The organism is Mycolicibacterium iranicum (assembly GCF_014190915.1).
Classification (GTDB): Bacteria; Actinomycetota; Actinomycetes; order Mycobacteriales; family Mycobacteriaceae; genus Mycobacterium; species Mycobacterium iranicum_B.
In genome coordinates this window covers 372,253-397,184 of the sequence record NZ_JACHVU010000001.1, presented here as the reverse complement: position 1 = coordinate 397,184, position 24,932 = coordinate 372,253, and the positions used below count along the sequence as shown (strand labels likewise).

Annotated in this window: 25 protein-coding genes and 1 pseudogene; 23 read left to right on the top strand and 3 right to left on the bottom strand. The window is 67.9% G+C overall.

What is annotated here, in order from left to right:
• Positions 1 to 230 precede the first annotated feature (230 nt).
• The 5 genes from FHR72_RS01820 to FHR72_RS01800 all read left to right on the top strand — a co-directional run bounded on the left by FHR72_RS01820 (position 231) and on the right by FHR72_RS01800 (position 4,610).
• The gene (locus FHR72_RS01820) at positions 231 to 1,319 is read left to right on the top strand and encodes an NAD(P)-dependent alcohol dehydrogenase (RefSeq protein WP_183466187.1); all 1,089 of its coding nucleotides are present in this window, start codon (positions 231 to 233) and stop codon (positions 1,317 to 1,319) included.
• 65 nt (positions 1,320 to 1,384) lie between these two features.
• Positions 1,385 to 2,263, top strand: coding sequence for an ABC transporter permease (locus tag FHR72_RS01815; RefSeq protein ID WP_396888379.1), 879 nt, complete (start codon positions 1,385 to 1,387; stop codon positions 2,261 to 2,263).
• Positions 2,264 to 3,292 (top strand): taurine ABC transporter substrate-binding protein, encoded by a 1,029-nt coding sequence (locus tag FHR72_RS01810; RefSeq protein ID WP_183466186.1) that lies wholly within the window; start codon positions 2,264 to 2,266, stop codon positions 3,290 to 3,292.
• Positions 3,276 to 4,055: an ABC transporter ATP-binding protein gene (locus FHR72_RS01805; RefSeq protein ID WP_183466185.1), complete on the top strand. Its 780-nt coding sequence runs from the start codon at positions 3,276 to 3,278 to the stop codon at positions 4,053 to 4,055. The genes FHR72_RS01810 and FHR72_RS01805 overlap by 17 nt, the downstream gene beginning before the upstream one ends.
• A gap of 153 nt (positions 4,056 to 4,208) precedes the next feature.
• On the top strand, positions 4,209 to 4,610 hold the full coding sequence (locus FHR72_RS01800) for a hypothetical protein (RefSeq protein ID WP_260155768.1): 402 nt from the start codon (positions 4,209 to 4,211) through the stop codon (positions 4,608 to 4,610).
• Here FHR72_RS01800 and FHR72_RS01795 read toward each other — a convergent pair.
• Positions 4,580 to 4,687, bottom strand: a pseudogene (locus FHR72_RS01795) (CAP domain-containing protein); the annotation flags it as partial. The gene FHR72_RS01800 and the pseudogene FHR72_RS01795 sit on opposite strands and share 31 nt — an antisense overlap.
• Positions 4,688 to 4,846: 159 nt before the next feature.
• Here FHR72_RS01795 and FHR72_RS01790 point away from each other — a divergent pair.
• Complete coding sequence (locus FHR72_RS01790; RefSeq protein ID WP_183466183.1) at positions 4,847 to 5,530, top strand: TetR/AcrR family transcriptional regulator; 684 nt, start codon at positions 4,847 to 4,849, stop codon at positions 5,528 to 5,530.
• Here the strand turns inward: FHR72_RS01790 and FHR72_RS01785 are convergent.
• Positions 5,474 to 6,565 (bottom strand): M42 family metallopeptidase, encoded by a 1,092-nt coding sequence (locus FHR72_RS01785; RefSeq protein ID WP_183466182.1) that lies wholly within the window; start codon positions 6,563 to 6,565, stop codon positions 5,474 to 5,476. The two genes, FHR72_RS01790 and FHR72_RS01785, sit on opposite strands and share 57 nt — an antisense overlap.
• A 51-nt stretch (positions 6,566 to 6,616) precedes the next feature.
• On the opposite strand from FHR72_RS01785, the gene FHR72_RS01780 reads away from it, so the two are divergent.
• On the top strand, positions 6,617 to 7,345 hold the full coding sequence (locus tag FHR72_RS01780; RefSeq protein ID WP_183466181.1) for a DUF72 domain-containing protein: 729 nt from the start codon (positions 6,617 to 6,619) through the stop codon (positions 7,343 to 7,345).
• Between the two features lie 51 nt (positions 7,346 to 7,396).
• The gene (locus tag FHR72_RS01775) at positions 7,397 to 7,834 is read left to right on the top strand and encodes an SRPBCC family protein (protein WP_183466180.1); all 438 of its coding nucleotides are present in this window, start codon (positions 7,397 to 7,399) and stop codon (positions 7,832 to 7,834) included.
• 1 nt (position 7,835) lies between these two features.
• Here the strand turns inward: FHR72_RS01775 and FHR72_RS01770 are convergent, their stop codons facing one another.
• A complete protein-coding gene (locus FHR72_RS01770; protein WP_183466179.1) occupies positions 7,836 to 8,522 on the bottom strand; it encodes a GntR family transcriptional regulator in 687 nt (228 codons plus the stop codon).
• Positions 8,523 to 8,623: 101 nt separating this feature from the next.
• Between FHR72_RS01770 and fadD5 the strand changes: the two genes are divergently transcribed.
• The 15 genes from fadD5 (at position 8,624) to FHR72_RS01695 (ending at position 24,931) form a co-directional block, all read left to right on the top strand.
• On the top strand, positions 8,624 to 10,351 hold the full coding sequence (gene fadD5, locus FHR72_RS01765; RefSeq protein ID WP_183466178.1) for a fatty-acid--CoA ligase FadD5: 1,728 nt from the start codon (positions 8,624 to 8,626) through the stop codon (positions 10,349 to 10,351).
• A gap of 213 nt (positions 10,352 to 10,564) precedes the next feature.
• Complete coding sequence (locus tag FHR72_RS01760) at positions 10,565 to 11,371, top strand: MlaE family ABC transporter permease (protein ID WP_183466177.1); 807 nt, start codon at positions 10,565 to 10,567, stop codon at positions 11,369 to 11,371.
• Position 11,372: 1 nt separating this feature from the next.
• Positions 11,373 to 12,242 (top strand): MlaE family ABC transporter permease, encoded by an 870-nt coding sequence (locus FHR72_RS01755; protein ID WP_183466176.1) that lies wholly within the window; start codon positions 11,373 to 11,375, stop codon positions 12,240 to 12,242.
• A 5-nt stretch (positions 12,243 to 12,247) separates the two neighbouring features.
• Complete coding sequence (locus FHR72_RS01750; RefSeq protein ID WP_183466175.1) at positions 12,248 to 13,465, top strand: MCE family protein; 1,218 nt, start codon at positions 12,248 to 12,250, stop codon at positions 13,463 to 13,465.
• Positions 13,462 to 14,493 (top strand): virulence factor Mce family protein, encoded by a 1,032-nt coding sequence (locus tag FHR72_RS01745; protein ID WP_183466174.1) that lies wholly within the window; start codon positions 13,462 to 13,464, stop codon positions 14,491 to 14,493. Before FHR72_RS01750 ends, FHR72_RS01745 begins: the two co-directional genes overlap by 4 nt.
• Positions 14,490 to 16,058 carry an MCE family protein gene (locus FHR72_RS01740; RefSeq protein ID WP_183466173.1) on the top strand — a complete coding sequence of 523 codons (1,569 nt, stop codon included), beginning with the start codon at positions 14,490 to 14,492 and terminating at the stop codon, positions 16,056 to 16,058. Before FHR72_RS01745 ends, FHR72_RS01740 begins: the two co-directional genes overlap by 4 nt.
• 14 nt (positions 16,059 to 16,072) lie before the next feature.
• Positions 16,073 to 17,713: a virulence factor Mce family protein gene (locus FHR72_RS01735; protein WP_183466172.1), complete on the top strand. Its 1,641-nt coding sequence runs from the start codon at positions 16,073 to 16,075 to the stop codon at positions 17,711 to 17,713.
• Positions 17,710 to 18,855: a virulence factor Mce family protein gene (locus FHR72_RS01730; RefSeq protein WP_183466171.1), complete on the top strand. Its 1,146-nt coding sequence runs from the start codon at positions 17,710 to 17,712 to the stop codon at positions 18,853 to 18,855. The genes FHR72_RS01735 and FHR72_RS01730 overlap by 4 nt, the downstream gene beginning before the upstream one ends.
• 3 nt (positions 18,856 to 18,858) lie before the next feature.
• Positions 18,859 to 20,421: an MCE family protein gene (locus FHR72_RS01725; protein WP_183466170.1), complete on the top strand. Its 1,563-nt coding sequence runs from the start codon at positions 18,859 to 18,861 to the stop codon at positions 20,419 to 20,421.
• A complete protein-coding gene (locus FHR72_RS01720) occupies positions 20,391 to 20,990 on the top strand; it encodes an Rv1363c family protein (protein ID WP_183466169.1) in 600 nt (199 codons plus the stop codon). Before FHR72_RS01725 ends, FHR72_RS01720 begins: the two co-directional genes overlap by 31 nt.
• The gene (locus FHR72_RS01715) at positions 20,987 to 21,964 is read left to right on the top strand and encodes an RDD family protein (protein WP_183466168.1); all 978 of its coding nucleotides are present in this window, start codon (positions 20,987 to 20,989) and stop codon (positions 21,962 to 21,964) included. The genes FHR72_RS01720 and FHR72_RS01715 overlap by 4 nt, the downstream gene beginning before the upstream one ends.
• On the top strand, positions 21,961 to 22,533 hold the full coding sequence (locus FHR72_RS01710; RefSeq protein WP_183466167.1) for an Rv1363c family protein: 573 nt from the start codon (positions 21,961 to 21,963) through the stop codon (positions 22,531 to 22,533). The genes FHR72_RS01715 and FHR72_RS01710 overlap by 4 nt, the downstream gene beginning before the upstream one ends.
• Positions 22,500 to 23,480: a mammalian cell entry protein gene (locus FHR72_RS01705; protein ID WP_183466166.1), complete on the top strand. Its 981-nt coding sequence runs from the start codon at positions 22,500 to 22,502 to the stop codon at positions 23,478 to 23,480. Before FHR72_RS01710 ends, FHR72_RS01705 begins: the two co-directional genes overlap by 34 nt.
• Positions 23,481 to 23,487: 7 nt before the next feature.
• Positions 23,488 to 24,168, top strand: a complete 681-nt coding sequence (locus FHR72_RS01700; protein WP_183466165.1) for a YoaK family protein — start codon at positions 23,488 to 23,490, stop codon at positions 24,166 to 24,168.
• The gene (locus tag FHR72_RS01695) at positions 24,152 to 24,931 is read left to right on the top strand and encodes a fructosamine kinase family protein (protein WP_311736021.1); all 780 of its coding nucleotides are present in this window, start codon (positions 24,152 to 24,154) and stop codon (positions 24,929 to 24,931) included. The genes FHR72_RS01700 and FHR72_RS01695 overlap by 17 nt, the downstream gene beginning before the upstream one ends.
• Position 24,932 lies beyond the last annotated feature (1 nt).

The window sequence follows — 24,932 nt, the reverse complement described above, 5'->3', positions numbered from 1 at the left end:
CTTCGCGCACGGTCGGGCCGAGGCGCCCTGGAACCGGTCCGGCGCCCCCGCCTTCGTCCGTCGTTGGACGGGTTGGAAGTTGTCAGTGTAAGAGTTCCCGCTACCGACGGTCACACTCCGTACGCCCTTGGGGTCGACGGCGTGACGGATGCGTGGCCAGGTGTAACGCCGGGGTCGGCCGGGCGCACAGCACAGTTGACGGGCGTCAAGTGCGCGTTACGGTTACGCGCATGCCCGACACCACCGCGGCGTTGTCGTACGCGCCCGAGGATCCGTTCGTCGTCGCCGACGTCCACGTCGACGACCCCCGTGACGACGAGATCCTCGTCCGCATCGAAGCGGCGGGGATCTGCCACACCGACCTGGTCAATCGTGTTGCGGGCACGCCCGATCGGCCTGTTCTGCTCGGCCACGAAGGTGCCGGGGTGGTCGAGGCAACGGGTGGTGCGGTGACGTCGGTCAAGCCCGGTGACCGGGTCGTGCTGTCCTTCCGCAGTTGCGGTGCGTGCGTCAACTGCACGGCCCAGCGCCCCGCCTACTGCCGAAATGCCACCCGGCTGAACGGTTTTGGTGCCCGTGCTGACGGTACCGCGCGAGTGACGGTCGGTGATCGACCGGTGGTGGACGGATTCTTCGGACAGTCGAGTCTCGCCGGGTATGCGCTGACCACCTCCGACAACACGGTCGTAGTGGGTTCCGACGTCGATCCCGTCCTCGCCGCGCCGCTGGGCTGCGGCTTCCAGACCGGTGCGGGTGCGGTGCTGAACCTGCTGCGGCCGCGACCGGGGAGCACCTTCGCCGTATTCGGCGCCGGCGCAGTCGGTTTGGCGGCGGTGCTGGCCGCGCTCGCCTGCGACGTGGAGGCCGTCGTCGTGGTCGAACCTTCCGCCCGGCGCCGCGCGCTGGCCGAAAGCCTGGGCGTGCGTGCGGCTCTGGACCCGGGTGAGGACCCGGTGCGTGTCCTGCGGCAGCTGACCGGCGGGGGAGTGGACCATGCCCTCGACACCACCGGAAGGCCCGACGTGCTGGCCGCCGCGGTGTCCGCGCTGGCGGTCGGCGGTTCCGCCGTCGCAGTCGGCCTCGGAACGGGCGTGCCGCAGATCGACCTCCGCGACCTGGTGATGCGAGGCAAAACGGTGCACGGCTGCTTGGAGGGCGACTCGGTGCCCGCGGTGTTCATCCCGCAGCTGCTCGAGCTGCAGGCCCGCGGCCGGTTCCCCGTCGAGCGGCTGGTCTCGGCGTTCCCGCACGCCGACGTCAACGCCGCGCTCGATGCCCAGCACCGCGGCGACGTCGTCAAACCGGTGCTCACCTGGTGAGCTGACTTTCACTCGCGGTGATCGCAGCTATTCCCCGATCATGACGCATCCGTCAATGTCTGCCGGTGTCCGTTTTCGTCGATATCGCACCCAGCTCGGATCCCAACGCCGTGTCGTCGGCGTCGGGCCCTGAACCGCGTCCACGACGACGTCGCCGGCGCGGCTTGCTGACGAAAGCCGCGTTGCCTCTGCTGTCGGTCGCGGCCTTCGGCATCGTGTGGCAGCTGGCCGCCGCCAGCGGAATCTGGAACCAGACCTTCGTCCCGTACCCGGCGACGGTGTGGAACGCGTTCATCGACGTCTCGACGACCCACGACGGCGTTCGCGGCTACGCGGGATACCTGCTGTGGGAGCACCTCTACATGACCCTGCGCCGGGTGCTCGCCGGCGTCGTCATCGGGGTCGTTCTCGGGGTGCTGCTGGGACTGCTCATGGGCTCTGTCGGCTGGGTCCGCAGCGTGCTCGAACCTTGGCTGACGTTCTTGCGGGCGCTGCCGCCGCTGGCCTACTTCTTCCTGCTGGTCATCTGGCTGGGTATCGACGAGGCGCCGAAGATCACGCTGCTGGCACTTGCCGCGTTGCCTCCGGCGGCGGTCGCGACGACGTCAGCCGTGGTCGCCGCGCCCGTCGGGTTGCAGGAAGCGGCACGGGCGCTGGGCGCGTCCCGACGTCAGGTCATCCGTGACGTCGTCGTCCCGTCGGCGCTGCCCGAGACGTTCACCGGGATCAGGCTCGCCGTCGGCATGGCCTACTCGTCGGTGGTCGCGGCCGAGCTGTTCAACGGCATCCCCGGAATCGGCGGATTGGTCAAGGACGCCAGCAATTACAACAACACCCCGGTCGTGCTGGTCGGCATCTTCGCCGTCGGCTTCTCGGGTCTGGTCATCGACTCACTGCTGCGTTCGATCGAACGCCGCAGCGTCCCCTGGAGAGGAAGAATCTAGATGAAACCGAAAGCCGTTCTCGCAGTGCTCGTCACGGCCGTGCTGGCCCTGGCGGGCTGCTCTGTGGACAACGCCGGGCAGTCGGCCGACAAGCCCACGATCAGGATCGGCTATCAGACCTTCCCGAGCGGGGACCTGATCGTTAAGAACAGCAGGTGGCTCGAAGAAGCACTGCCCGACTACAACATCAAGTGGACGAAGTTCGACTCGGGCGCCGACGTGAACACCGCGTTCATCGCACAGGAACTGGACTTCGGCGCCCTGGGTTCCAGCCCGGTGGCCCGCGGATTGTCGGCGCCGCTGAACATTCCCTACCAGGTGGCGTTCGTGCTCGATGTCGCCGGCGACAACGAAGCGCTGGTGGCACGCAACGGCTCCGGCGTGGACACCATCGCCCAGCTGAAGGGCAAACGCGTGGGGACGCCGTTCGCGTCCACCGCGCACTACAGCCTGCTGGCGGCGCTGAGCCAGAACGGATTGTCTCCGAACGAGGTTCAGCTCGTCGACCTGCAGCCCCAGGCGATCCTCGCCGCATGGGAGCGCGGTGACATCGACGCGGCCTACACCTGGCTGCCGACGCTGGACCAGCTACGCGCCAACGGCAAAGACCTCATCACCAGCCGCCGGCTCGCCAGCGACGGAAAGCCCACTCTCGATCTCGGCGTGGTGTCCAAGGAGTTCGCCGGTGCGCACCCCGAGGTCGTCGATATCTGGCGCCGGCAGGAAGCTCGTGCGCTGGACCTCATCAAAGACGATCCCGCAGCGGCGGCCAAGGCGATCTCCGCCGAGATCGGCCTCACCCCCGAAGAGACGGCGGGCCAGATCAAGCAGGGTGTGTACCTGACTCCCCAGGAGGTTGCTTCCGCTGAATGGCTTGGCTCGCAGGGCAATCCGGGCAACATCGCCGTCAACTTGGAGAGCGCCTCGCAGTTCCTGGCCGAGCAGAAGCAGATCCCTGCCGCGGCACCGCTGAAGACCTTCCAGGACGCCGTCTACACCCAGGGTCTTCCGGATGTCCTCGACCAGTAGCGGCGCGATCCACATCAAGTCGGTGTCGCACCGCTACGGAAAGGGTGGTGACGAGGTCACCGCACTGGGTCCGGTGGACCTGACCGTCGATCCGGGTTCCTTTCTGGTCCTGGTCGGTGCATCGGGATGCGGCAAGAGCACGCTGCTGCGTCTGCTCGCGGGCTTCGAGTCACCGAGCCAGGGCTCGGTGCAGATCGCGGGGGAGGCGCCGACGCCCGGTGTGACGGCCGGCGTGGTGTTCCAGCAGCCGCGGCTGTTCCCGTGGCGGACTGTCGGCGGGAACGTCGAGCTGGCACTGAAGTACGCAAAGGTGCCGCGCGACAGGCGAAGTGAGCGCCGCGACGAGCTGCTGGAACGGGTCGGCCTCGCCGGCACCGCGAACCGGCGGATCTGGGAGATCAGCGGCGGCCAGCAGCAGCGCGTCGCGATCGCCCGGGCACTGGCCGCCGAGACCCCCCTGTTCCTGCTCGACGAACCGTTCGCGGCTCTCGACGCCCTGACCCGGGAGCGGTTGCAGGAAGACGTCCGTCAGGTCAGTGCGGAGTCGGGCCGGACCACCGTGTTCGTCACGCACAGCGCGGACGAAGCCGCATTCCTCGGTTCCCGGATCGTGGTGCTGACCCGCAGGCCGGGCCAGGTCGCGCTCGACATCCCGGTCGAGCTGCCCCGCACGGGCGTGGACGCCGACGAGCTGAGGCGCTCGCCGGAGTATGGGGAGTTGCGGGCGGAGGTGGGCCGCGCCGTCAAGCGCGCCGCGGCGTAGCCGCGAATCGGGCTGCCGCGGCGTAGCCGCGAATCAGGCTGGGGCGGCGTAGCCGCGGGACTGACCCATATCTCGAAACGGCACCGATCAGGCATCGACCTCACATTCCCGGTGCGTGGGATGCACCGTGAGCCGCACGATTACGGCGTGAGCATGGTTGTCGAACGCGGGCTGGCCCGATGCCCGAGATGTGTTGCGGTCGCCGATTACGTCTTCATCGAGACGTCGGAGCGGGGACCCTGCGGGCTGCGGTACGAGGTGCGGTGCCGCAAGTGCGGCGAGTGCTACCGCGAGGAGAGTCGGCCGGTGGCCAATCTGCCTGCGCTGGTGAGGGAGTCGTTGCGGTGGCCGCCGGACTGCGAGCCGGTGCCACCCCGGGATCTGCGCAAGGAGATGCGCGACAAACTCGCCGTCGTCACCGAACGCGGGAAGTCCGAGTTCGACGAGCTGGGCAAGCAGCTACACAGCGTCTACCAGTTCACCCAGGCGTGGGTGAACGAGCGCCTGGCGGCGCGGGCGCTGAATCAGACCGGCGGGTACGAGGGCGGCGGATAAACCCCGCGAAGAATCCATGCGAACCAGTTGATGCCGTATTCGAGCTCGTCGCTGGCGTCGTAATCCGGATTCGGGTCCACCGCGCACCACCTCTCCGTCACCTCTGGGCCGGCCCCAGGCGGTCTGGCACGAGTCTAGACCCGCCCGGCCCATGACAACACTGCAACGGCCTAGACTGAACCAACCAGTTAGTAGACCGCGTCAGCGGTCGCTGCCGATGCCTATAGTGAGTCGCCATGTCTGAATCCGCTGCCAACTCCGGGCAGAGCAACGGGATGTCCCGCCGCGAGGAGCTGCTGGCCGTCGCGACCAAGCTGTTCGCCGCGCGCGGCTACCACGGCACCCGCATGGACGATGTGGCCGACGCCGTCGGCCTGAACAAGGCCACCGTCTACCACTACTACGCGAGCAAATCGCTGATCCTCTACGACATCTACAAGGGTGCGGCCGACTTCACCGTCGACGCCCTGCACGACGATCCGTCGGCCTCGGCTAGGGAGACGATTTATCACTTCACCCGCCGCCTCCTGGTCGGGATCGCCAGCGACATCGAACGCGCGGCCGTCTACTTCCAGGAGGGTCCGTACATCTCCGAGTGGTTCACCGAAGAGCAGGTGGCCTACATCCGCGAGAAGGAATCGCAGGTCTACGAACACGTCCGCGACGTCATCGACCGCGGGATCGCCAGCGGCGAGTTCTACGAGTGCGACTCCCACGTCCTGGCGCTCGGGTACATCGGGATGACCCTGGGGTCCTACCGCTGGCTGCGTCCCCACGGCCGGCGGACGGCGCAGGAGATCGCGGTGGAGTTCAGCACCGCGCTGCTGCGCGGCCTCATCCGCGACGAGACCGTCCGCGAGGTCTCACCGCTGGGCGTCGACCTCGGCGTCTCGGCGCGGACGTTCGAGGAAACCAGCTAGCACCGAGGCCATCGCCGGGATCGCCCCGTTGGCGATCACCTCGTATCCGTGCGTGCTCATCGTCGGCAGGCACAGCAGACCCGCCTGCGCGCAGGCCCCGCTCGCCTTGGAATGGGACGCGTCGGACTCGAAGGCGCCCAGAACTGCTGCCTGCGGTGCCAGCCCCAGCTCGTCGGCGACGTCCATCAGACGGTCGGCGACCGGTTTGTCGTAGATGCACATCGCGTCGCTGTAGGCCACGATCGGCCCACCCGCCACCGTCGTCGAATACTCCGGCTCCGTCGGACCCACCTCGAGGGCCAGCGTCAGGTCGCCGGGGAGGTGGCGACTGGCGTAGGTGCCGCCCAGCCCGCCGATCTCCTCGTTCACTGTGAACACGAAGTAGACGTCGCCGGCGGGGCCGCGACCACCGCGCAGGTCGCCTGCGCACTGCAGCAGGGCCGTGACCGCGGCGCGGTCGTCGAGGAAGTACGACCCGAGGTACCCGTCACCGACATCGATGAGCGTGCGCTTGCTGCGGTCCACGCACACGCGGGTTCCCGGGGTCACCCCGGCCTGCTCGATCTCGCGTGTCGTGAGCCCGGTGAAGACGTAGACATCGGGCCAGTCCAGGGCCTTGTCGCCCTGGTCGGGCTTGGTGCGCCAGATGCGTTCGGATTCGTGGGTGGTGTGTTCGGAGCCCAGCGCGAGGACCCCGCACAGCGTCTTGTGGAAGCCGAGCACCGCGACCGGCCCGAGGCCGAAGTTGGCGGGGTACATGGTGCCCAGCGGAGTCAGGGCCAGGGTGCCGTCGGGCTCGACACGTTTGACCAGCATGGACAGTTCATCCATGTGCGCCATCACCCGGATCGGCGGGCCGTCGCCGCCGCGCAGCAGCCCGACCAGGTTGCCCGCCGGGTCGACCCAGGCCTCGTCCACGACGGGTTCGAGCTCGCGGTGGCAGATCTCGCGCACCGCGTCTTCCTGACCGCACGGGCCGTAGGCCAGCAGCAGCTCCTGCAACAGCTTCCGATAGTCCTGCCCGTCCTCAGTCATGACTTCACGATTGCCGGGAGCATCCGGCCCAAACCCGGGTATCCGAAGCCGGTGACGATCCGCATCGGCACGTCGGGCTGGGCCTACAACCACTGGCGCAACGTGCTCTACGAGCCTGGATTGCCCACGTCCCGGTGGCTGGAGCGCTATGTCGCCGAATTCGACACCGTCGAACTCAACGGCAGCTTCTACCGGTGGCCGCAGGACGCACAATTCGAGCGGTGGCGCGACGCGCTGCCCCCGGGGTTCTGCATGGCGGTCAAGGCCGCCCGTGGTCTGACCCATGCCCGCCGACTGCGCGACCCGGAGGTGTGGGCCGAACGTCTCGAGCGCGGGTGGCGGGCCCTGGGCGACCGCAGTGGTCCGCTGTTGGTCCAGCTGCACCCGGCACTCGAGCGCGACGACGCACGGCTCGATCACTTCCTGGCGACGATGGCCTCCGACATCCCGGTCGCGGTGGAGTTCCGCCACCCGTCGTGGGACGACCCGGCGGTGTACGAGCTGCTGGAGAAGCACGACGCGGCCTACGTGGTGATGAGCGGCGCGGGGCTGCCGTGCATCCTGCGGGCCACGGCGACGTTCGTCTACGTCCGGCTGCACGGGCCGGACCCGCAGGCGATGTACGGCGGCTCCTACAGCGCCGAGGACCTGCGATGGTGGGCAGACCGCATCGGCGAATGGGATTCCCAGGGCCGGGACGTGGTCGTCTACTTCAACAACGACCTCGGCGGCAACGCCGTGCGCAACGCCCGCGACCTCCGTACCGCGGTGGGAGTGTGAGCGGATCCGACGGAGGCATGACGGTGCGACCGCAGTCGTTATGCTTCGCCAATGCCGCTGGTGAGTAAGACAGTCGAGGTGTCCGCCTCGGCGGAGACGATCATGGCGATCGTCGCCGACTTCGAGAAATACCCGGAGTGGAACGACGAGATCAAGGGCTGCTGGATCCTGCACCGGTACGACGACGGCCGGCCCAGCCAGTTGCGGCTCGACGTGGTGGTCCAGGGACAGTCCGGCACGTTCATCACCGCGGTCTACTACCCCGGCGAGAACCAGATCTTCACGGTCCTGCAGCAGGGCGACCACTTCACCAAGCAGGAGCAGAGGTTCGCCGTCGTGTCGATGGGGCCGACCTCGCTGCTGACCGTTGACCTCGACGTCGAGGTGAAGTTCGCCGTCCCCGCCGCGATGGTCAAGAAGGTCATCGGCGACACGCTCGACTACCTCGCCGCGAACCTCAAAGCCCGCGCCGAACAGCTCGCGGCCTAGCTCAGCTCCACAGCCCGACCTGCTCCAGCCATGCGATCAGCCGCGCCAGGCCGTCGGTGAACTGACCCCGCGTCAGCGCGACGACCCGCTCGACGTCGCGGCTGCGCAGGGCGCCGATGAGCTCGGTGTGGCTCTCCACCGCCAGCACCCCCCAGTCACCGTCGGACGCGAACAGCTGCGGTGGCAGATACCGCGTGGCGTGCAGCAGGAACCAGGCCAGCTTGATCCGCCCACCGGCCCGGTTGAACGTCCGGTGGAACTCGAACTCCGCCTGGGCGACGAGCTCAGGATCCCGCCGCCGAACCGCTTGTGCGAGCGCCTCGTTCAGCCGGGCGAGCTCGTCGATCTGCTCGTCGGTGATCCGCCGCGCAGCGGTGGCCGCCAGCTCCTGCGCGATCGTGGCCTGCAGCCAGAAGATGTCCTCGATGTCGCTGCGCGACAACGGCATCACCCGGTGCCCGCGGTGCGGTTCGAGCTCGACCATGCCTTCGCCCCGCAGGGTGCGCAGCGCCTCCCGGACCGGGGTGATGCTGACGCCCAGCCGGGCCGCGGTCTCGTCGAGGCGGATGAACGTCTCCGGGCGGAGTTCCCCGGTCATGATCTCGGTCCGGAGGCGGGCGGCGACTTCGTCGGACAGTTGCTCGCGACGGACCGCACCCCGCGATGGTGTCCGCGCGGGTGCGTTCATCGGATGCGCTGCCTTTCCGGCGTTCGTCGGCGGGTAGATCCCGGCGTCGAGAAGGACTTGTCCCGACGCCGTCGGAATCATAGTGTGACCGGGGCAACATCATGTTTGATCAAATATCATCCTTCCGCAACCCGTCGAGTTGGAGCAGAAGCACGGTGACCGAACCCAGCGGCCGGCCCGGCCCCGCGACCGAGCAGCCCTATCTCGCCCGCCGGCAGAACTGGACGAACCAACTCGCCCGGCACGCGCTGATGCAGCCCGCCGCGCCGGCCCTGCGGTTCCTGGGCAACACCACCACGTGGGCCGAACTCGACCGACGGGTGAGCGCTCTGGCCGGGGCCCTGCACGCCCGCGGTGTCGGCTTCGGCGACCGGGTGCTGGTCCTGATGCTCAACCGCACCGTGTTCATCGAGTCCGTGCTGGCCGCCAACAAACTCGGCGCGATCGCCGTCCCGGTCAACTTCCGCATGACCCCACCCGAGATCGCCTACCTGGTATCCGACTGTGCGGCAACGGTTCTCATCACCGAGTCGGTGCTCGCAAAGGTGGCGACGTCGGTGCGCGACCTCGACCCCAGCCTGGCGACGATCATCGTGGCCGGCGGCGCGACCGATACCGACGCAGACCAGGTGCTGGACTACGACGACGTTCTCGCCGAAGGCGCGGAGTGCCCCGTGGTCGACATCCCGAACGATTCGCCTGCGGTGATCATGTACACCTCCGGAACCACGGGCCGGCCCAAAGGTGCGGTGCTCACCCACAACAACCTCACCGGGCAGGCGATGACGCTGCTGTTCACCAACGGCGCCGACATCAACAACGACGTCGGTTTCATCGGTGTGCCGTTCTTCCACATCGCCGGCGTCGGCAGCATCGTCTCGGGCCTTCTGCTCGGCCGTCCGACGGTCATCTACCCGTTGGGTGCGTTCGATCCGGGGGAGCTGCTCGACGTGCTGCAGCACGAGAAGGTGACGGGGATCTTCCTCGTCCCGGCGCAGTGGCAGGCGGTATGCGCCGCGCAGCAGGCCAATCCGCGCGACCTGAGGCTTCGCTTTCTGTCCTGGGGTGCGGCTCCGGCGTCGGACACCCTGCTGCGGCGGATGGCCGAGACGTTCCCCGGCGCGCAGATCCTGGCGGCCTTCGGGCAGACCGAGATGTCACCGGTCACGTGCATGCTGCTCGGCGACGACGCCGTTCGTAAGCTCGGTTCGGTCGGCAAGGTGATCCCCACGGTGTCGGCCCGCGTGGTGGACGACGACATGAACGACGTGCCGATCGGTCAGGTCGGCGAAATCGTCTATCGCGCCCCGACACTCATGGCCGGTTATTGGAACAACCCGGCGGCCACCGCCGAGGCGTTCGCCGGCGGCTGGTTCCACTCTGGTGACCTGGTACGTCAGGACGAAGAGGGTTACATCTGGGTGGTCGACCGTAAAAAGGACATGATCATCTCCGGTGGCGAGAACATCTACTGCGCCGAAGTCGAGAATGTCCTTGCGGCCCACCCGGATATCGTCGAGGTCGCCGTCATCGGACGCGCGCACGAAAAGTGGGGCGAGGTTCCCGTTGCTGTGGCAGTCTTGCGGAGTTCGCTGGGAACGACCCCGGGTGACAGCCTGCAGCTGGCCGATCTCGACCGGTTCCTGACCGATCGGCTCGCGAGGTACAAGCATCCGAAAGCTCTTGAGATCGTCGACGCTCTGCCCCGGAACCCGTCCGGGAAGGTGCTCAAGACGGAACTGCGAATGCGGTTCGCCGCGGAGCGGGCTGTTGACGCCCGCGAAAGTGCCAGTCCGACAACGGTTTCAGCTGCGGCGCAACGGGATTAGCGGCGAGGAGAACCATTTGCTTACGGTTGGATGCACAATCCCGCCGATGCGGTACACGGGGACTACAGCATCGGGTACAGTCCTGTGGTCTGTCTTACTACTCACCGGTAGGGAGACCGCACTCACACGATCGTGGATGGGGCTGGAAGGGAGCGTGCGACAGATGCTGCCGATGCGCTACGCCGGTTGCGGTTTTGACTCGGGAGCCGCCAGGTGACGGCCTCCCCTAAGACGTCGGGCCTGCCCGGGTACGTCCGCGATCAGGTCAGGCCGGGGCTCGAAGCCGTGGGTGGCTTCGTCCGCATGTGCGTTCTGGTCGGCAAGGCCACGCTGCGGCCCCCGTTCCAGTGGCGGGAGTTCATCCTGCAGAGCTGGTTCCTGATGCGGGTCGCGTTCCTGCCGACGCTCGCCGTGTCGATCCCGCTGACCGTGCTGCTGATCTTCACGCTGAACATCCTCCTGGCCGAGTTCGGCGCCGCCGACGTCTCGGGTGCCGGCGCGGCCATCGGTGCGGTGACCCAGCTGGGCCCGCTCGTGACGGTGCTCGTGGTGGCCGGCGCCGGATCGACGGCGATCTGCGCCGACCTCGGCGCCCGCACCATCCGCGAAGAGATCGACGCCCTCGAGGTGCTCGGCATCGACCCGATCCACCGGCTGGTCGTCCCGCGCGTCATCGCCTCGACCTTCGTGGCGATCCTGCTCAACGGCGCGGTGATCACCGTCGGCCTCGTCGGTGGCTTCATCTTCGGCGTGTACCTGCAGAACGTCTCGGCCGGCGCCTATGTGTCGACCCTGACCCTGATCACCGGCCTGCCCGAGGTCATCATCTCCATCGTGAAAGCCGCGACCTTCGGCCTCATCGCCGGCCTCGTCGGGTGCTACCGCGGCCTGACGGTCGCCGGTGGCGCCAAGGGCGTGGGCACCGCGGTCAACGAGACCCTGGTGCTCTGCGTCATCGCGCTGTTCGCAGTCAACGTGGTCCTGACCACGATCGGTGTTCGTTTCGGAACGGGGAGCTGACGTGTCGACAGCCTCGGTCCTTCGGTCGCGCTTCCCCCGGGGGATCGCGCGAGCCGAACGGTTGGCAGGTGCACCCGGCCGCGGCCTGGATTCGATGGGCCACGTCGCGTGGTTCGTCATCACGGCCGTCGGGTCGATCGGTCACGCCATGCGGTACTACCGCAAGGAGATGCTGCGGCTCATCGCCGAGATCGGCATGGGCACAGGCGCCATGGCGGTCATCGGCGGCACGGTCGCGATCGTCGGCTTCGTGACGCTGTCCGGGTCGTCGCTCGTCGCCATCCAGGGTTTCGCCTCTCTGGGCAACATCGGTGTCGAGGCGTTCACCGGCTTCTTCGCCGCACTGATCAACGTGCGCATCGCCGCACCGGTCGTCGCCGGCCAGGCACTGGCGGCCACGGTGGGCGCCGGAGCCACGGCCGAGCTCGGCGCCATGCGCATCAGCGAGGAGATCGACGCCCTGGAGGTGATGGGCATCAAGTCCATCTCCTACCTGGTGTCGACCCGCATCATGGCCGGCTTCGTTGTCATCATCCCGCTCTACGCGATGGCGATCATCATGTCGTTCCTGTCGGCGCAGGTGACCACCACGGTGTTCTACGGCCAGTCCGTCGGCACCTACGAGCACTACTTCCGCACGTTCCTGCGCCCCGACGACGTGTTCTGGTCGTTCATCCAGGCCGTGCTGATCTCGATCATCGTGATGCTCAACCACTGCTACTACGGCTTCTACGCCAGCGGCGGCCCGGTCGGCGTCGGTGAGGCGGTCGGCCGGTCGATGCGCGCCTCGCTCGTCGCCATCGTGTGTGTGGTCCTGTTCGCCTCGTTGGCGCTCTACGGCGTCGACCCGAACTTCAACCTGACGGTGTAGCGGCCATGACAGCACCCATGAACACCAAGCGGCAGCCCCCGTACAAGCTCGCCGGGCTGATTCTGGCTCTGATCGTGATTGTCGCGGTGGTGCTGGTCTACCTGCAGTTCCGTGGCGACTTCCTGAAGCGCACCGATCTCACCATGATCTCGGCCCGGTCGGGTCTGTCCATGGATCCCGGCGCCAAGGTCACCTACAACGGCGTCGAGATCGGCCGCGTCGGCGACGTCACCGAAGCCGAGGTCGACGGTGAGCCCCGGGCCAAGATCGTCCTCGAGGTCGACCCGAAGTACCTGTCGCTGATTCCGCGGAACGTCGACGCGAACATCAGCGCCACGACGGTCTTCGGCAACAAATACGTGTCGTTCTCGTCGCCGCCCGACCCGTCCCCGCAGCGCATCAGCAGCCAGGACGTCATCGACGTCACCAAGGTGACGACCGAGTTCAACACGCTCTTCGAGACCGTGGTGTCGGTCGCGAGCCAGGTCGACCCGATCAAGCTGAACCAGACGCTGACCGCGACGGCGCAGGCCCTCGACGGCCTCGGCGACCGCTTCGGCGAGGCGGTCATCGACGGCAACGAGATCCTGGCCGAGGTCAACCCGCTGATGCCGCAGCTCCGCCGCGACAACCAGCTCCTCGCCGATCTCGCCGATGTGTACGCCGACGCCTCCCCGGACCTGTTCGACGGTCTGCAGAACGCCGTGACGACGGCCCGCACGCTCAACGAGCAGCAGGGTGACGTCGACCAGGCGCTGATGGCCGCGGTCGGCTTCGGTAACACCGGCGGCGAGGTGTTCGAGAAGAGCGCCCCGTTCCTGGCGCGCGGCATGGAGGACCTGCTGCCGACGTCGGCGCTGCTCGACGAGTACAGCCCGGCGCTGTTCTGCACGATCCGCAACTACCACGACGTCGAGCCCAAGATCGCCTCGGCGCTGGGCGGCAACGGCTACTCGCTGCGCACGAACTCCGAGCTCCTGGGGCTCGGCGCCGGCAATGCCTACGTCTACCCCGACAACCTCCCGCGGGTGAACGCCAAGGGCGGACCCGGTGGCAAGCCCGGCTGCTGGCAGCCCATCACCCGGGACCTGTGGCCCGCTCCGTACCTCGTCATGGACACCGGCGCCTCCATCGCCCCCTACAACCACATCGAACTCGGCCAGCCGCTGCTCACTGAATACGTCTGGGGCCGCCAAGTCGGGGAGCACACGATCAACCCATGAAAATCACCGGTACCGCAATCAAACTGGGCGCCTTCTCTCTGGTGCTGCTGCTGTTCACGGCGATCATCGTCGTGGTGTTCGGCCAGATGCGTTTCGACCGCACCAACGGCTACTCGGCGATCTTCACCAACGCCAGCGGCCTGCGTCCCGGCCAGTTCGTCCGCGCCTCGGGCGTCGAGGTCGGCAAGGTCTCCGGCGTCGAGCTCCTCGACGGCGGCTCGAAGGTCAAGGTCGACTTCGCCGTGGACCGCTCCCTGGAGCTGTTCGACGAGACGACCGCCTCCGTGCGCTATCTGAACCTGATCGGCGACCGTTACCTGGAGCTCAAGCGCGGCGAGAGCAACAGCAGGCTCCCCGCAGGCTCGACCATCCCGGTCGAACTGACCGAGCCCGCCCTGGATCTCGACGCGCTGATCGGTGGCTTCCGTCCGCTGTTCCAGTCGCTGGAGCCCGAGAAGGTCAACACCATCGCGGAGTCGATCGTCACGGTGTTCCAGGGCCAGGGCGGAACGATCAACGACATTCTCGACCAGACCGCGTCGCTGACCTCGGCGTTGGCCGACCGCGACCAGGCCATCGGCGAGGTGGTGAACAACCTGAACACGGTGCTCGACACGGTGGTGCGCCATCAGCAGCAGTTCGACGACACCGTCAAGAACTTCGAGGTCCTCATCACGGGTCTGAAGAACCGCGCCGACCCGCTCGCCGACTCGGTGGGCGACATCAGCGACGCGGCAGGCACGATCGCCGATCTGCTGGCCGACAACCGGCCGCTGCTGCAGAGCACGATCGGGCGCCTCGAAGCGATCCAGCAACCCCTGGTCGACCAGAAGGACGAGTTGAACGACATCCTGGTCCAGCTGCCGACGGCGTTGAAGATCATCGGTCGCGCCGGCGGTGTCTACGGCGACTTCTTCAACTTCTACGCCTGCGACATCAGCTTGAAACTGAACGGTCTACAGCCCGGAGGCCCGGTGCGCACGGTCAAGGTCTGGAGCCAGCCCTCGGGTAGGTGCACGCCGCAATGAGAGTTCTCGAGGGTTCCAACCGCGTCCGTAGCGGAATGATGGGCGTCATCATCCTGGTCATCGTGATCGGGGTGGGACAGAGTTTCGCCAGCGTGCCGATGCTGTTCGCGCAGCCGAAGTACTACGCGGAGTTCGCCGACACCGGCGGCCTGCTCAGCGGTGACAAGGTGCGTATCGCCGGCGTCGACGTCGGTACCGTGAACTCCCTGGAGATCGACGGGGACAGGGTCCGGATCGGCTATTCGCTCAGCGGCACCGAGATCGGCACCCAGAGCAGGGCGGCCATCCGCACCGACACCATCCTGGGCCGGCGCAACATCGAGATCGAGCCGCGCGGCTCGGAAGCGTTGCAGGCCAACGGCGTTCTGCCCCTGGCTCAGACGACCACGCCGTACCAGATCTACGACGCCTTCCGCGACCTCAGCAACTCGGCCTCCGGGTGGGACACCAAGACGGTCCGCGACTCGCTCAACGTCCTGTCCGAGACCATCGACCAGACCTACCCACACCTGAGTGCGGCGCTGGACGGGGTGTCCCGGTTCTCCGACACGATCGGCAAGCGCGACGAGGACATCAAGAAGCTGCTGGCCAGCGCCAATCGCGTCGCCGGCGTGCTGGGCAACCGCAGTGGCCAGATCAACCAGCTGCTGGTCAACGCCCAGACGCTGCTGGCCGCGGTCAACGAACGCAACTACGCCGTGGGCCAGCTGCTCGAACGCGTGAACTCGTTCTCCACGCAGGTCAAGGGCTTCATCGACGACAACCCGAACCTGAACCGGGTGCTCGAGCAGCTGAGGGTCATCAGCGACATCCTGGTGAAGCGCAAGTTCGATCTCGTCGACGTGCTCTCGGCGCTGTCGAAGTTCACCGCATCGCTCGGCGAGGCCGTGGCGTCGGGCCCGTACTTCAAGGTCATGCTCGTCAACTTGGCGCCGTACTGGCTGCTGCAGCCGTTCGTCGACGCCGCGTTCAAGAAGCGCGGTATCAATCCCGAGGAGTTCTGGCGCAACGCCGGTCTGCCGGCCTTCCGATTCCCGGATCCGAATGCCGTCGGCTTCGAGAACGGCGCACCGCCTCCCGGGCCCACACCGTTCGAGGGCACCCCGGAGAACCCGGGCCCCGCCGTGCCGCCCGGATCGCCGTGCTCGTACACCCCGCCGGGCAACGGTCTGCCCCGACCGGGAGACCCGCTGCCCTGCGCGGACCTGACCCAGGGTCCGTACGGACCGGTTCCCGGCGGCTACCCGCCGCCCAACGTGGCGACCTCGGCGCCCAATGTGCATGGGCCGCAACCGTCTCCGGGCGTTCCCGCGGCGGCCATCCCCGGCCAGCTGTCTCCGAACGTGCCCGGCGTGGTGGCTCCGCTGCCGCCGGCACCGCCGGGGGCACGCACGGTGCCGCTGGCACCGCAGCCTCAGCCGCCCGACTTCACCCCGGGCATCGCGCCGCTGCCCCCGGCCCTGCCGGCTCCGGCCGTCCCGGGCCCGGGACCCATGTTGGCGCCCGCGGGTCAACCGCCACTGCCGGGCAATCCACCGTTCCTCCCACCAGGCTCACAGGGATAGGGGGGTAGGAGACCATGTCGACCGTTTTCAACATCCGGAACCTGAAGGTGCCGGGCGTATCTCGCACCGCGGTGATCGTCGGCACCGTCGTTCTGATCCTCGTGGTCGTCGGCGCGTTCCTGGGCTATCAGTTCTACAAGCAGGTCACCACCAAGACCGTCGTCGCGTACTTCACGCAGACGCTGGCCCTCTATCCCGGTGACAAGGTCCAGATCATGGGCGTGCAGGTCGGCACGATCGACAAGATCGAGCCCGACGGCGACAAGATGAAGGTGACCTTCCATTACGACAGCAAGTACAAGGTCCCCGAGAACGCCACGGCGTCGATCCTGAACCCGAGCCTGGTCGCGTCGCGCACGATCCAGCTGTCGCCGCCCTACACCGGCGGGCGGGAGCTTCCCGACGACGCCGTCCTAGGCCTCGACCGCACGCAGGTGCCCGTCGAGTACGACGACCTGCGCGATTCGCTCAGCCGCCTGCTGACCGACCTCGGTCCGACACCGGAACAGCCCAAGGGCCCGTTCGGCGACATCATCGAATCGGCGGCCGACGGTTTCGCCGGCAAGGGCGAGCAGCTCAACCGCACGCTGAACAACCTCTCGGAGGCCCTGTTCGCGTTGAACGAGGGCCGCGGCGACTTCTTCAGCGTCGTCAAGAGCCTGGCGCTGTTCGTCAATGCGCTGCACCAGAGCGATCAGCAGTTCGTCGCGTTGAACGACGACCTCGCGCAGTTCACCAACGCGTTCACCAACACCGACCGCGAGGTGGCCACCGCACTGCAGGACCTCAACGAACTGCTCACCACCACACGGGGATTCATCGACAAGAACGGCGAAGTCCTCACCACGGACATCAACAACCTGGCCGAGACGACCAACGCGATCCTGCAGCCGGAGCCCCTCGACGGCCTGGAGACGGGTCTGCACGTCTACCCCAACCTCGCCGCGAACATCCTGAACATCGCGTCGGCGAACGCGGGCGGCATCGTCGGTATGCCGGTCATCTCGAACTTCGCCAACCCGATGGAGTTCATCTGCAGCTCGATCCAGGCCGGCAGCCGGCTGGGTTACCAGGAGTCAGCCGAGCTGTGCGCGCAGTACCTGGGCCCGATCCTGGACGCCATCAAGTTCAACTACCTGCCGTTCGGCGCCAACCAGCTGCAGACGGCGATGACCTTGCCCAAGCAGATCGCGTACTCCGAGCCGCGTCTGCAGCCGCCCGCCGGCTACAAGGACACGACCGTGCCGGGTATCTGGTCGCGTGACACCCTGTTCTCGCACGGCAACCACGAGCCGGGATGGATCGTGGCGCCGGGTATGCAGGGCGTCGAGGTTCAGCCGTTCACCAAGAACATGCTGACCCCCGAGTCGCTCGCCGAGCTGATGGGCGGACCCGACATCGTGCCGCCGGCCGCGCCGCCCGCCTTCGGGACGACGCGCAACGGCAACCTGCCCGGGCCCCCGAACGCGTTCGACCAGAACAATCCGCTGCCGCCGCCGTGGTATCCGCAGCCGGGCCCCCCGCCCGCGCCGGCGCCGGGCGTCGTACAGGGTGACGTGCTGAGGGCGCCCGCCGCACCGGCGGCTCCGGCTCCCGCAGCGCCTGCGGCACCGTCCGGCCCGCTGTTGCCGGCCGAGGCAGGAGGAACGCGATGACCAGGTGGACCAAGCTCGGCCGTCGTACCGTCGCGCTGTCCGCGGCGGCACTGATGCTGACCTCCTGCGGTTCGTGGAAGGGCATCTCGAACGTGCCGCTGCCGGGCGGTCCCGGCACCGGTTCGGAGCGCACCACGATCTACGTGCAGATGCCGGACACGTTGGCGCTCAACGTGAACAGCCGCGTGCGAGTGGCCGACGTGTACGTCGGACGCGTCCGCTCCATCGAGCTGAAGAACTGGGTGGCGACGCTGACTCTCGATCTCGAGTCGTCGGTGCAGCTGCCCGAGAACACGTTGGCCAAGATCGGTCAGACCAGCCTGCTGGGTTCGCAGCACGTGCAGCTGGACCTGCCGCCGAACCCGTCCCCGGAGAAGCTCAAGACCGGCGACGTCATCCCGTTGAAGAACGCCGAGGCGTTCCCGACGACGGAGCGTGTGCTCGCGAGCATCGCGTCGATCGTGACCGGTGGCGGCGTGTCCAACCTAGAGACCATCCAGACCGAGATCTACAACGTGCTCAACGGCCGTGCCGATGAGATCCGCACGTTCCTCGGTCGGCTCGACACCTTCACCGACGAGCTGAACCAGCAGCGCGCCGACATCACGCGGGCGATCGACTCGACCAACCGGCTGCTGACCATCGTCGAGCAGCGCAACGAGACGCTCGACGCGGTACTCACCGAGTTCCCGCCGCTGATCCAGCATTTCGCCGAGACCCGCGACCTGTTCGCCGATGCCGTCGAGGCGCTGGGCCGCATCAGTGGCGCCGCCGAGGATGCCCTGGCCCCGGTCAGCGACAACCTCAACACGAACCTGGCCAATCTGCAGCGGCCGCTGAGGGAGCTCGCCAAGGCCTCGCCGTACCTGATCGGTGCGCTCAAGATGCTCCCGACCGCACCGTTCAGCATCGAGAACGTGCCGAAGGCGGTGCGCGGCGACTACATCAACGTCTCACTGATGGTGGACCTGACGCTGTCGGCAATCGACAACGGATTCCTGTCCGGCACAGGTGTTTCGGGCATGCTGCGCGCGCTTGAGCAGGCGTGGGGCCGCGATCCGAAGACGATGATCCCGGATGTCCGTTTCACGCCGAACCCGAACTCGGCGCCGGGCGGGCCACTCATCGAAAGGGGTGAGTGAGCGGTGTTGACGCGTTTCGTCAAGATCCAGCTGATCATCTTCACGATCCTGACCATCCTCGCGGTCGGGGTGCTGGGGCTGTACTACCTGCGCCTGCCCAGCCTGGCGGGCGTGGGGCAGTACACGCTCTACGCGCAGCTGGAGCGTTCCGGCGGCCTCTACGGGACCGCCAACGTCACCTACCGCGGCACGCAGATCGGCAAGGTGACGGAGGTCGAGCCGACCGAGACCGGTGCCCGGGCGACGATGAGCATCGACAACGAGGTCAAGATCCCCGCGGACGCGATCGCCAACGTCCACTCGGTGTCGGCGATCGGTGAGCAGTATCTGGACCTGGTGTCCGAAAGCGACACGGACCGGTATCTGAGCCCCGGCCAGACCATCACGGAGAGCACCGTTCCGGCCGAGGTCGGTCCGACGCTCGACGCAGCCAACGAAGGTCTGGCGGTGCTGCCGAAGGAAAAGATCGACGTGCTGCTGACGGAGACCTCGCTCGCGGTGGGCGGTCTCGGTCCGGCGCTGCAGCGCCTCGTCGACTCGACGACCAATATCGCCGAGGGGTTCCGCGACAACCTGCCCCAGGTCAACGACATCATCACCAACGCCGCGCCGATCCTCGACAGCCAGGTGCAGTCCGGTGACGCGATCCAGCAGTGGTCGCGCAACCTGAACGTCATCGCCTCCCAGGCCGCCGAGCAGGATCCGGCGCTGCGCAGCGGTCTGCAACAGGCGGCCCCGACGCTTGACCAGGTCGCCGGGGTGTTCAGCGACACCCGTGACTCGCTACCGCAGACCCTGGCCAACCTGTCGGTGGTCCTCGACATGCTCAAGCGCTACAACAAGGGCCTTGAGCAGGCGTTCGTGATCCTGCCGCAGGGCGCTGCCGCACTGCAGATGGGCTCGATCTTCGAAGAAGGCGGTCTGCTGCACTTCGGGCTGTCGATCAACCAGCCGCCGCCGTGCCTGACGGGCTTCGTGCCCGCCTCGGAGTGGCGGTCCCCGGCCGACACCAGCATGGCGCCACTGCCGAACGGCACCTACTGCAAGATCCCGAAGGATTTTCAGGGCAACGCCGTCCGCGGCGCGCGCAACTACCCGTGTGCCGACGTGCCGGGCAAGCGCGCCGCGAGCCCTCGGGAGTGCCGGAGCAACGAGCCGTACGTACCGCTGGGCACCAACCCCTGGTACGGCGACCCCAACCAGATCGTGGCCTGCCCGGCTCCCGGCGCACGCTGCGACCAGCGGGTCGCGCCGGGCCAGGTGGTGCAGGCACCCTCGGTGAACAACGGCATGAACCCGTTGCCCGCCGACATGCTGCCGGCACCGCGGAGCACAGCGCCGATCAGTGATCCGATCAGCCCGCCGGGCTCGGGTAGCGTCAGCTGCAGCGGGCAGCAGCCCAATCCGTGCATCTACACTCCAGCGCAGGGACCTCCGGGGACCACCGCCGGCTACAGCCCCAGCAGCGGTGAGGTGTTAGGTCCTGACGGCGTCAGGTACAACGTGAACAATTCGAGTAACCCAGGAGACGACGGATGGAAGGAGATGCTGGCACCAGCCGGCTGAACCCCACCACCGAAGACGACGTCGCCGAAGCGGCATCCCCCGACCAAACCCCGATAGACGATCGCAGGCCCACCCGGCTCGGAAACGGCTGGCTGGCGTCGATCTGCGTGGCGCTCGCGCTGCTGTCCGGCGGTGCGATCGCGGGCGGCTACTTCGCGCATCGTGCCAACGAGCAGGCGGCGGACAACGCGCGCTCCGACGAGGCCGCGCTGGCGGCCGCCAAGGACTGCGTGGCCGCCACCCAGGCGCCCGACACCCAGGCGATGATGGCCGCGCAGTCGAAGATCCTGGACTGTTCCACCGGGGACTTCGGCGTGCAGGCCGGGCTGTTCTCCAGCGTGGTCGCCGAGGCCTACTCGGCGGCCAGCGCTACCGTCGCCGTGGACGACCTGCGGGCCGCGGTGGAACGGCACAACGACGACGGGTCGGTCAACGTGCTGGTCGCGGTCCGGGTGCGGATCACCAACGCCGAAGCCGCCGATCAGCAGGTCGGCTACCGCCTGCGCGCGACCATGGCGTTCGACGACGGGCGGTACCGGATCGCCAGGCTGGACCAGGTCAACTCGTGACGGCCGTCCTCGATACGACGACCACTCCCGAAGACACGGTTCCGGAGGTGGCGCGGGCCCCGTGGCTGCGCCGTGCCGGGGCGCTCGCCGTCGACACGTTGCCCGCCCTCGCCGTGATGGCGACGATGGCGATCCTGGCGTTCAGCACGCCCGCCGATGCGTGGCCTCGCTGGGTGTTCGCCGCGCTCTTCGCGCTCACCTTCGTCGCGATGGTGGTCAATCGGCTGGTTCTGCCCACCGTGACGGGGTGGACGCTGGGACGGGCACTGACCGGCATCGCGGTCCGCAGGCCCGACGGCGCGGCCGTGGGCATCCTGCGGTTGACCCTGCGCGACGTGGCCCACCTGCTCGACACCGCGGCGCTGTTCATCGGATGGTTGTGGCCGCTGTGGGACCGGCGCCGACGCACCTTCGCCGACATGCTGGCGCGCACCGAGGTGGTGCGGGCCGACCCGCCGCGGCGCGACATGCGCAGCCTGGTCGCCAAGGTCCTGATCGCGGCGGCTGTGCTGTCGGTCGCGGGCGTGGGGCTGGCCTACGCGGTGGTCTACCGCCAGGAGCGTGCCGTGGACACGGCCCGCCAGCAGGTCGCCGAGCAGGGACCCAGGATCGTCGAGCAGATGCTGAGCTACGGCGCGGACACCATGGCGGACGATTTCGCGCGTGCGCAGTCGCTGACCACCAAGGGGTACCGGGCGCAGCTGATCGCCCAGCAGCAGGCGGTGCTGAACGCCGGGGCTGCCACCAACGAGTACTGGGCCGTCAACAGCGTCGTCCTCACGGACCCGCCCGTGACCCACGATCGCGCGTCGATGTTGTTGGCGATGCAGGGCCAGCGCGGTTCCAAACCGGAGGATCAGAAGTTCATCACCGCCACCGTCCGCGTCGACTTCGAGAAGTCGTCGGGCGGCCAGTGGCAGGTCGCGAACCTGACGGTGCTCAAGAAACCCGCGATGAGTCAGGGCGGCCAGTGAGCCCGCGGCGCAGATTCACCGACGACGACACCACCGAGGACGTCGTCGGGGCCGACTACTTCGGGGTCTCCCCGAAGAAGCCCCGCCGCTGGGGTCTCCCGGTCGTGGCAGCGCTGTGTGCCCTGGTGCTCGCAGCAGCGATCGGCGCGAGCACCTTCATGCTCGTCCGGCACGACCAGGACCGCCGCGAGGAGCTGTACGACGCGGCCGCGCTCGGCTACACCAGCGAGTTCATGGTCGGCTACACCAGCCTCGACCCGTTCAACGCCAACGCTTACGCCGACCGCATCAAGGGCCAGGCGACCGGTGAGTTCGCGAAGAACTTCAACGAACGGCTCAACGAGATCCTGATCCAGGTCGCGCGTTCCGAGCCGAGCACCGGATCGGTCCTGGCGGCAGGGGTGCAACGGCGCAATGAAGACGGTAGCGCCGACATCCTGCTGGCCATGAAGGTCACCTCGAAGACGCCGGACGGCAAGTCGACGATCGAGAGCGGAAGTCGTTGGCTCGCAACAACTGTCAAGGAAGGACAGCAGTGGAAGATCAGCAACCTGATTCAGGTGATCTGACCGCCGACGGCAACGCCACTGCCGAGCGTCCACGGCGGCGGTTCTTCGGCCGTCGGTCCAAGCCGTCGGCCGACGAGCCCACCGTGGAGACGGTGGTCGACAAGACGGTGGCCGAGCCCGTGGATGAGACGGTGGCCGCCGACGAGACAGTGGCCGAGCCCGCCGTCGAGACGGCCAAGACGCCGAAGGGCAAGGCGGCCCGGGCATCGAGAACGCGCACGGCAGAAGCGGTTCCGCCCCCGACCGAGGAAATCGCCACCGAGGAAACCGCTGCGGAGGAAACCGTGGCAAAGGAGACGGCCACGGCGGAGCCTGTCACAGAGAACGCCGGCGAAACCGAGACCGAGGTCGAGGCCTCCGAGTCCAGCGACCCGGGCTCCGACCTCGAAACCGAGCCCCCGGTCATGGTGCCGCATCGCCCGGCGGGCCGGGGCGCTCTCGTCGCGGCCGCGGTCGCATCGGTGGTGTTCGTCGGAGCGAGCGCCTTCGCCGCCTCGATGGTCCAGCCCTACGTGTCGGAGCGGGCCCTGGTGCAGACCAAGCTCGACATCGCGCGGGCCGCGACGGACGCGATCTCGGCACTGTGGACCTACACCCCCGACGACATGGCCACGCTCGCCGATCGCGCGTCGGGGTACCTCGGCGGCGAGTTCGCCGAGGAGTACCGCCGCTACATCGACGCGATCGTCGAACCCAACAAACAGGCTCAGGTCACCAACACCACCGAGGTGATGGGTGCCGCCGTCGAGTCCATCTCGCCCCCCAGCGTGCCGACGGAGGCCACAGCGCTCGTCTACACCAACTCGGTGGCCACCAGTCCGGTCACGAAAAACATTCCGGCGCTTCGCTATCTGTCGTACCGCTTGACGATGCACCGCGAAGGCGGGGACTGGCGCATCATCCGGATGTCGACCATCACGTCGTTCGATCTGACTCCGCAGCTGTAAGTCCGCCGTGGGCATCCCCTCGCCGGTATCCCGACGGCAGACGGTCACAGCCCTGCTCCTGCTGACGTTCACCACCGGTCTGATCGACGCCGTCAGCGTGCTGGTGCTCGGCCACGTGTTCGTCGCGAACATGACGGGCAACGTCATCTTCCTCGGGTTCTGGTTCGTACCGCATTCGGGCGTCGACCTCACCGCCGCGGTGGTGGCGTTCGCCGGGTTCGTCGTCGGCACGATCATCGGCGGCAGGCTGTCGCGCCACCTCGACCGCCGGGTGCGGGTGTGGCTGGTGACGGCCCTGGGCATCGAGGTCGCGATCCTCGTGGTGCTGGCGATCCTGGCCGGCGCCGGTGTGCTGCACTACCACGACAACACGAAGCTCATCCTGATCTGCGGTCTCGCAGTGGCTTTCGGTAGCCAGAACGCGACGGCGCGCCAGTTCGGGATACAGGAGCTGTCCACCACGGTGCTCACGTCCACGATCGTCGGCATCGGTTTCGACAGCAGGCTGGCCGGCGGCACGGGCGACCGCGAGAAGCTGCGCTACGGCGTGGTGCTGACGATGTGCGCGGGGGCCGTCGTGGGTGCCACGCTGACCCGCTTCACGGTCGCGCCGATCATCGGACTGGCCGCTCTCGTCATCGCCGTCAGTGCCGCGATCTTCTGGTTCGGCCGTGGCGGCGAAAGCTGACGCGGTGCCGTTCGTCAAACGAAATGGCCACGCGCCGAACGGCTTCTTCGCCTGCGAGGCGGCCGGCCTGGCGTGGCTGGCCGCCGCCGAGGGTGGCGTGCCGTGCGCCCGTGTGCACGCTGTCGACGACGGGTCGCTGACCCTGGAGCGGGTCGAAACGGGCGCGCCGACCCGCGAGGCCGCCCGCGAGTTCGGTGCCCGGTTGGCCCGCACCCATGACGCGGGGGCGGACGGGTTCGGCGCCCCGCCGGCAGGGTGGGCCGGCCCGGGGTTCTTCGGTCCGCTGCGGCAACCGCTGCCGATGGCCTACAGCCACGAGCAATCCTGGGGTGTGTTCTACGCCGAGCACCGCCTGGGTCCGATGGCTGCGTGCGCCGGGCTGGACGGCGCCACCGCGGAGGCCGTCGAGTGCGTCAGGGAGCGTTGTCGCGCAGGGGATTTCGACGACGGGGAGCCACCGGCCCGGATTCACGGCGATCTGTGGAGCGGCAATGTCCTGTGGTCGCCCGGGGGAGTGGTGCTGATCGATCCCGCCGCACACGGCGGTCACCGGGAGACGGATCTGGCCATGCTGGCGCTCTTCGGATGCCCGCACCTGGATGCGGTGCTCGACGGGTACCAGTCCCGGCACCAGCTGCACGCCGAGTGGCGTGAGCGCATCGCGCTGCATCAGCTCTACCCGCTGCTGGCCCACGTCGCGCTGTTCGGCCGCGGCTATCTGTCGCAGACCCGGGATGCCGCGCTCAGCGCGTGCGGGGTCTGAC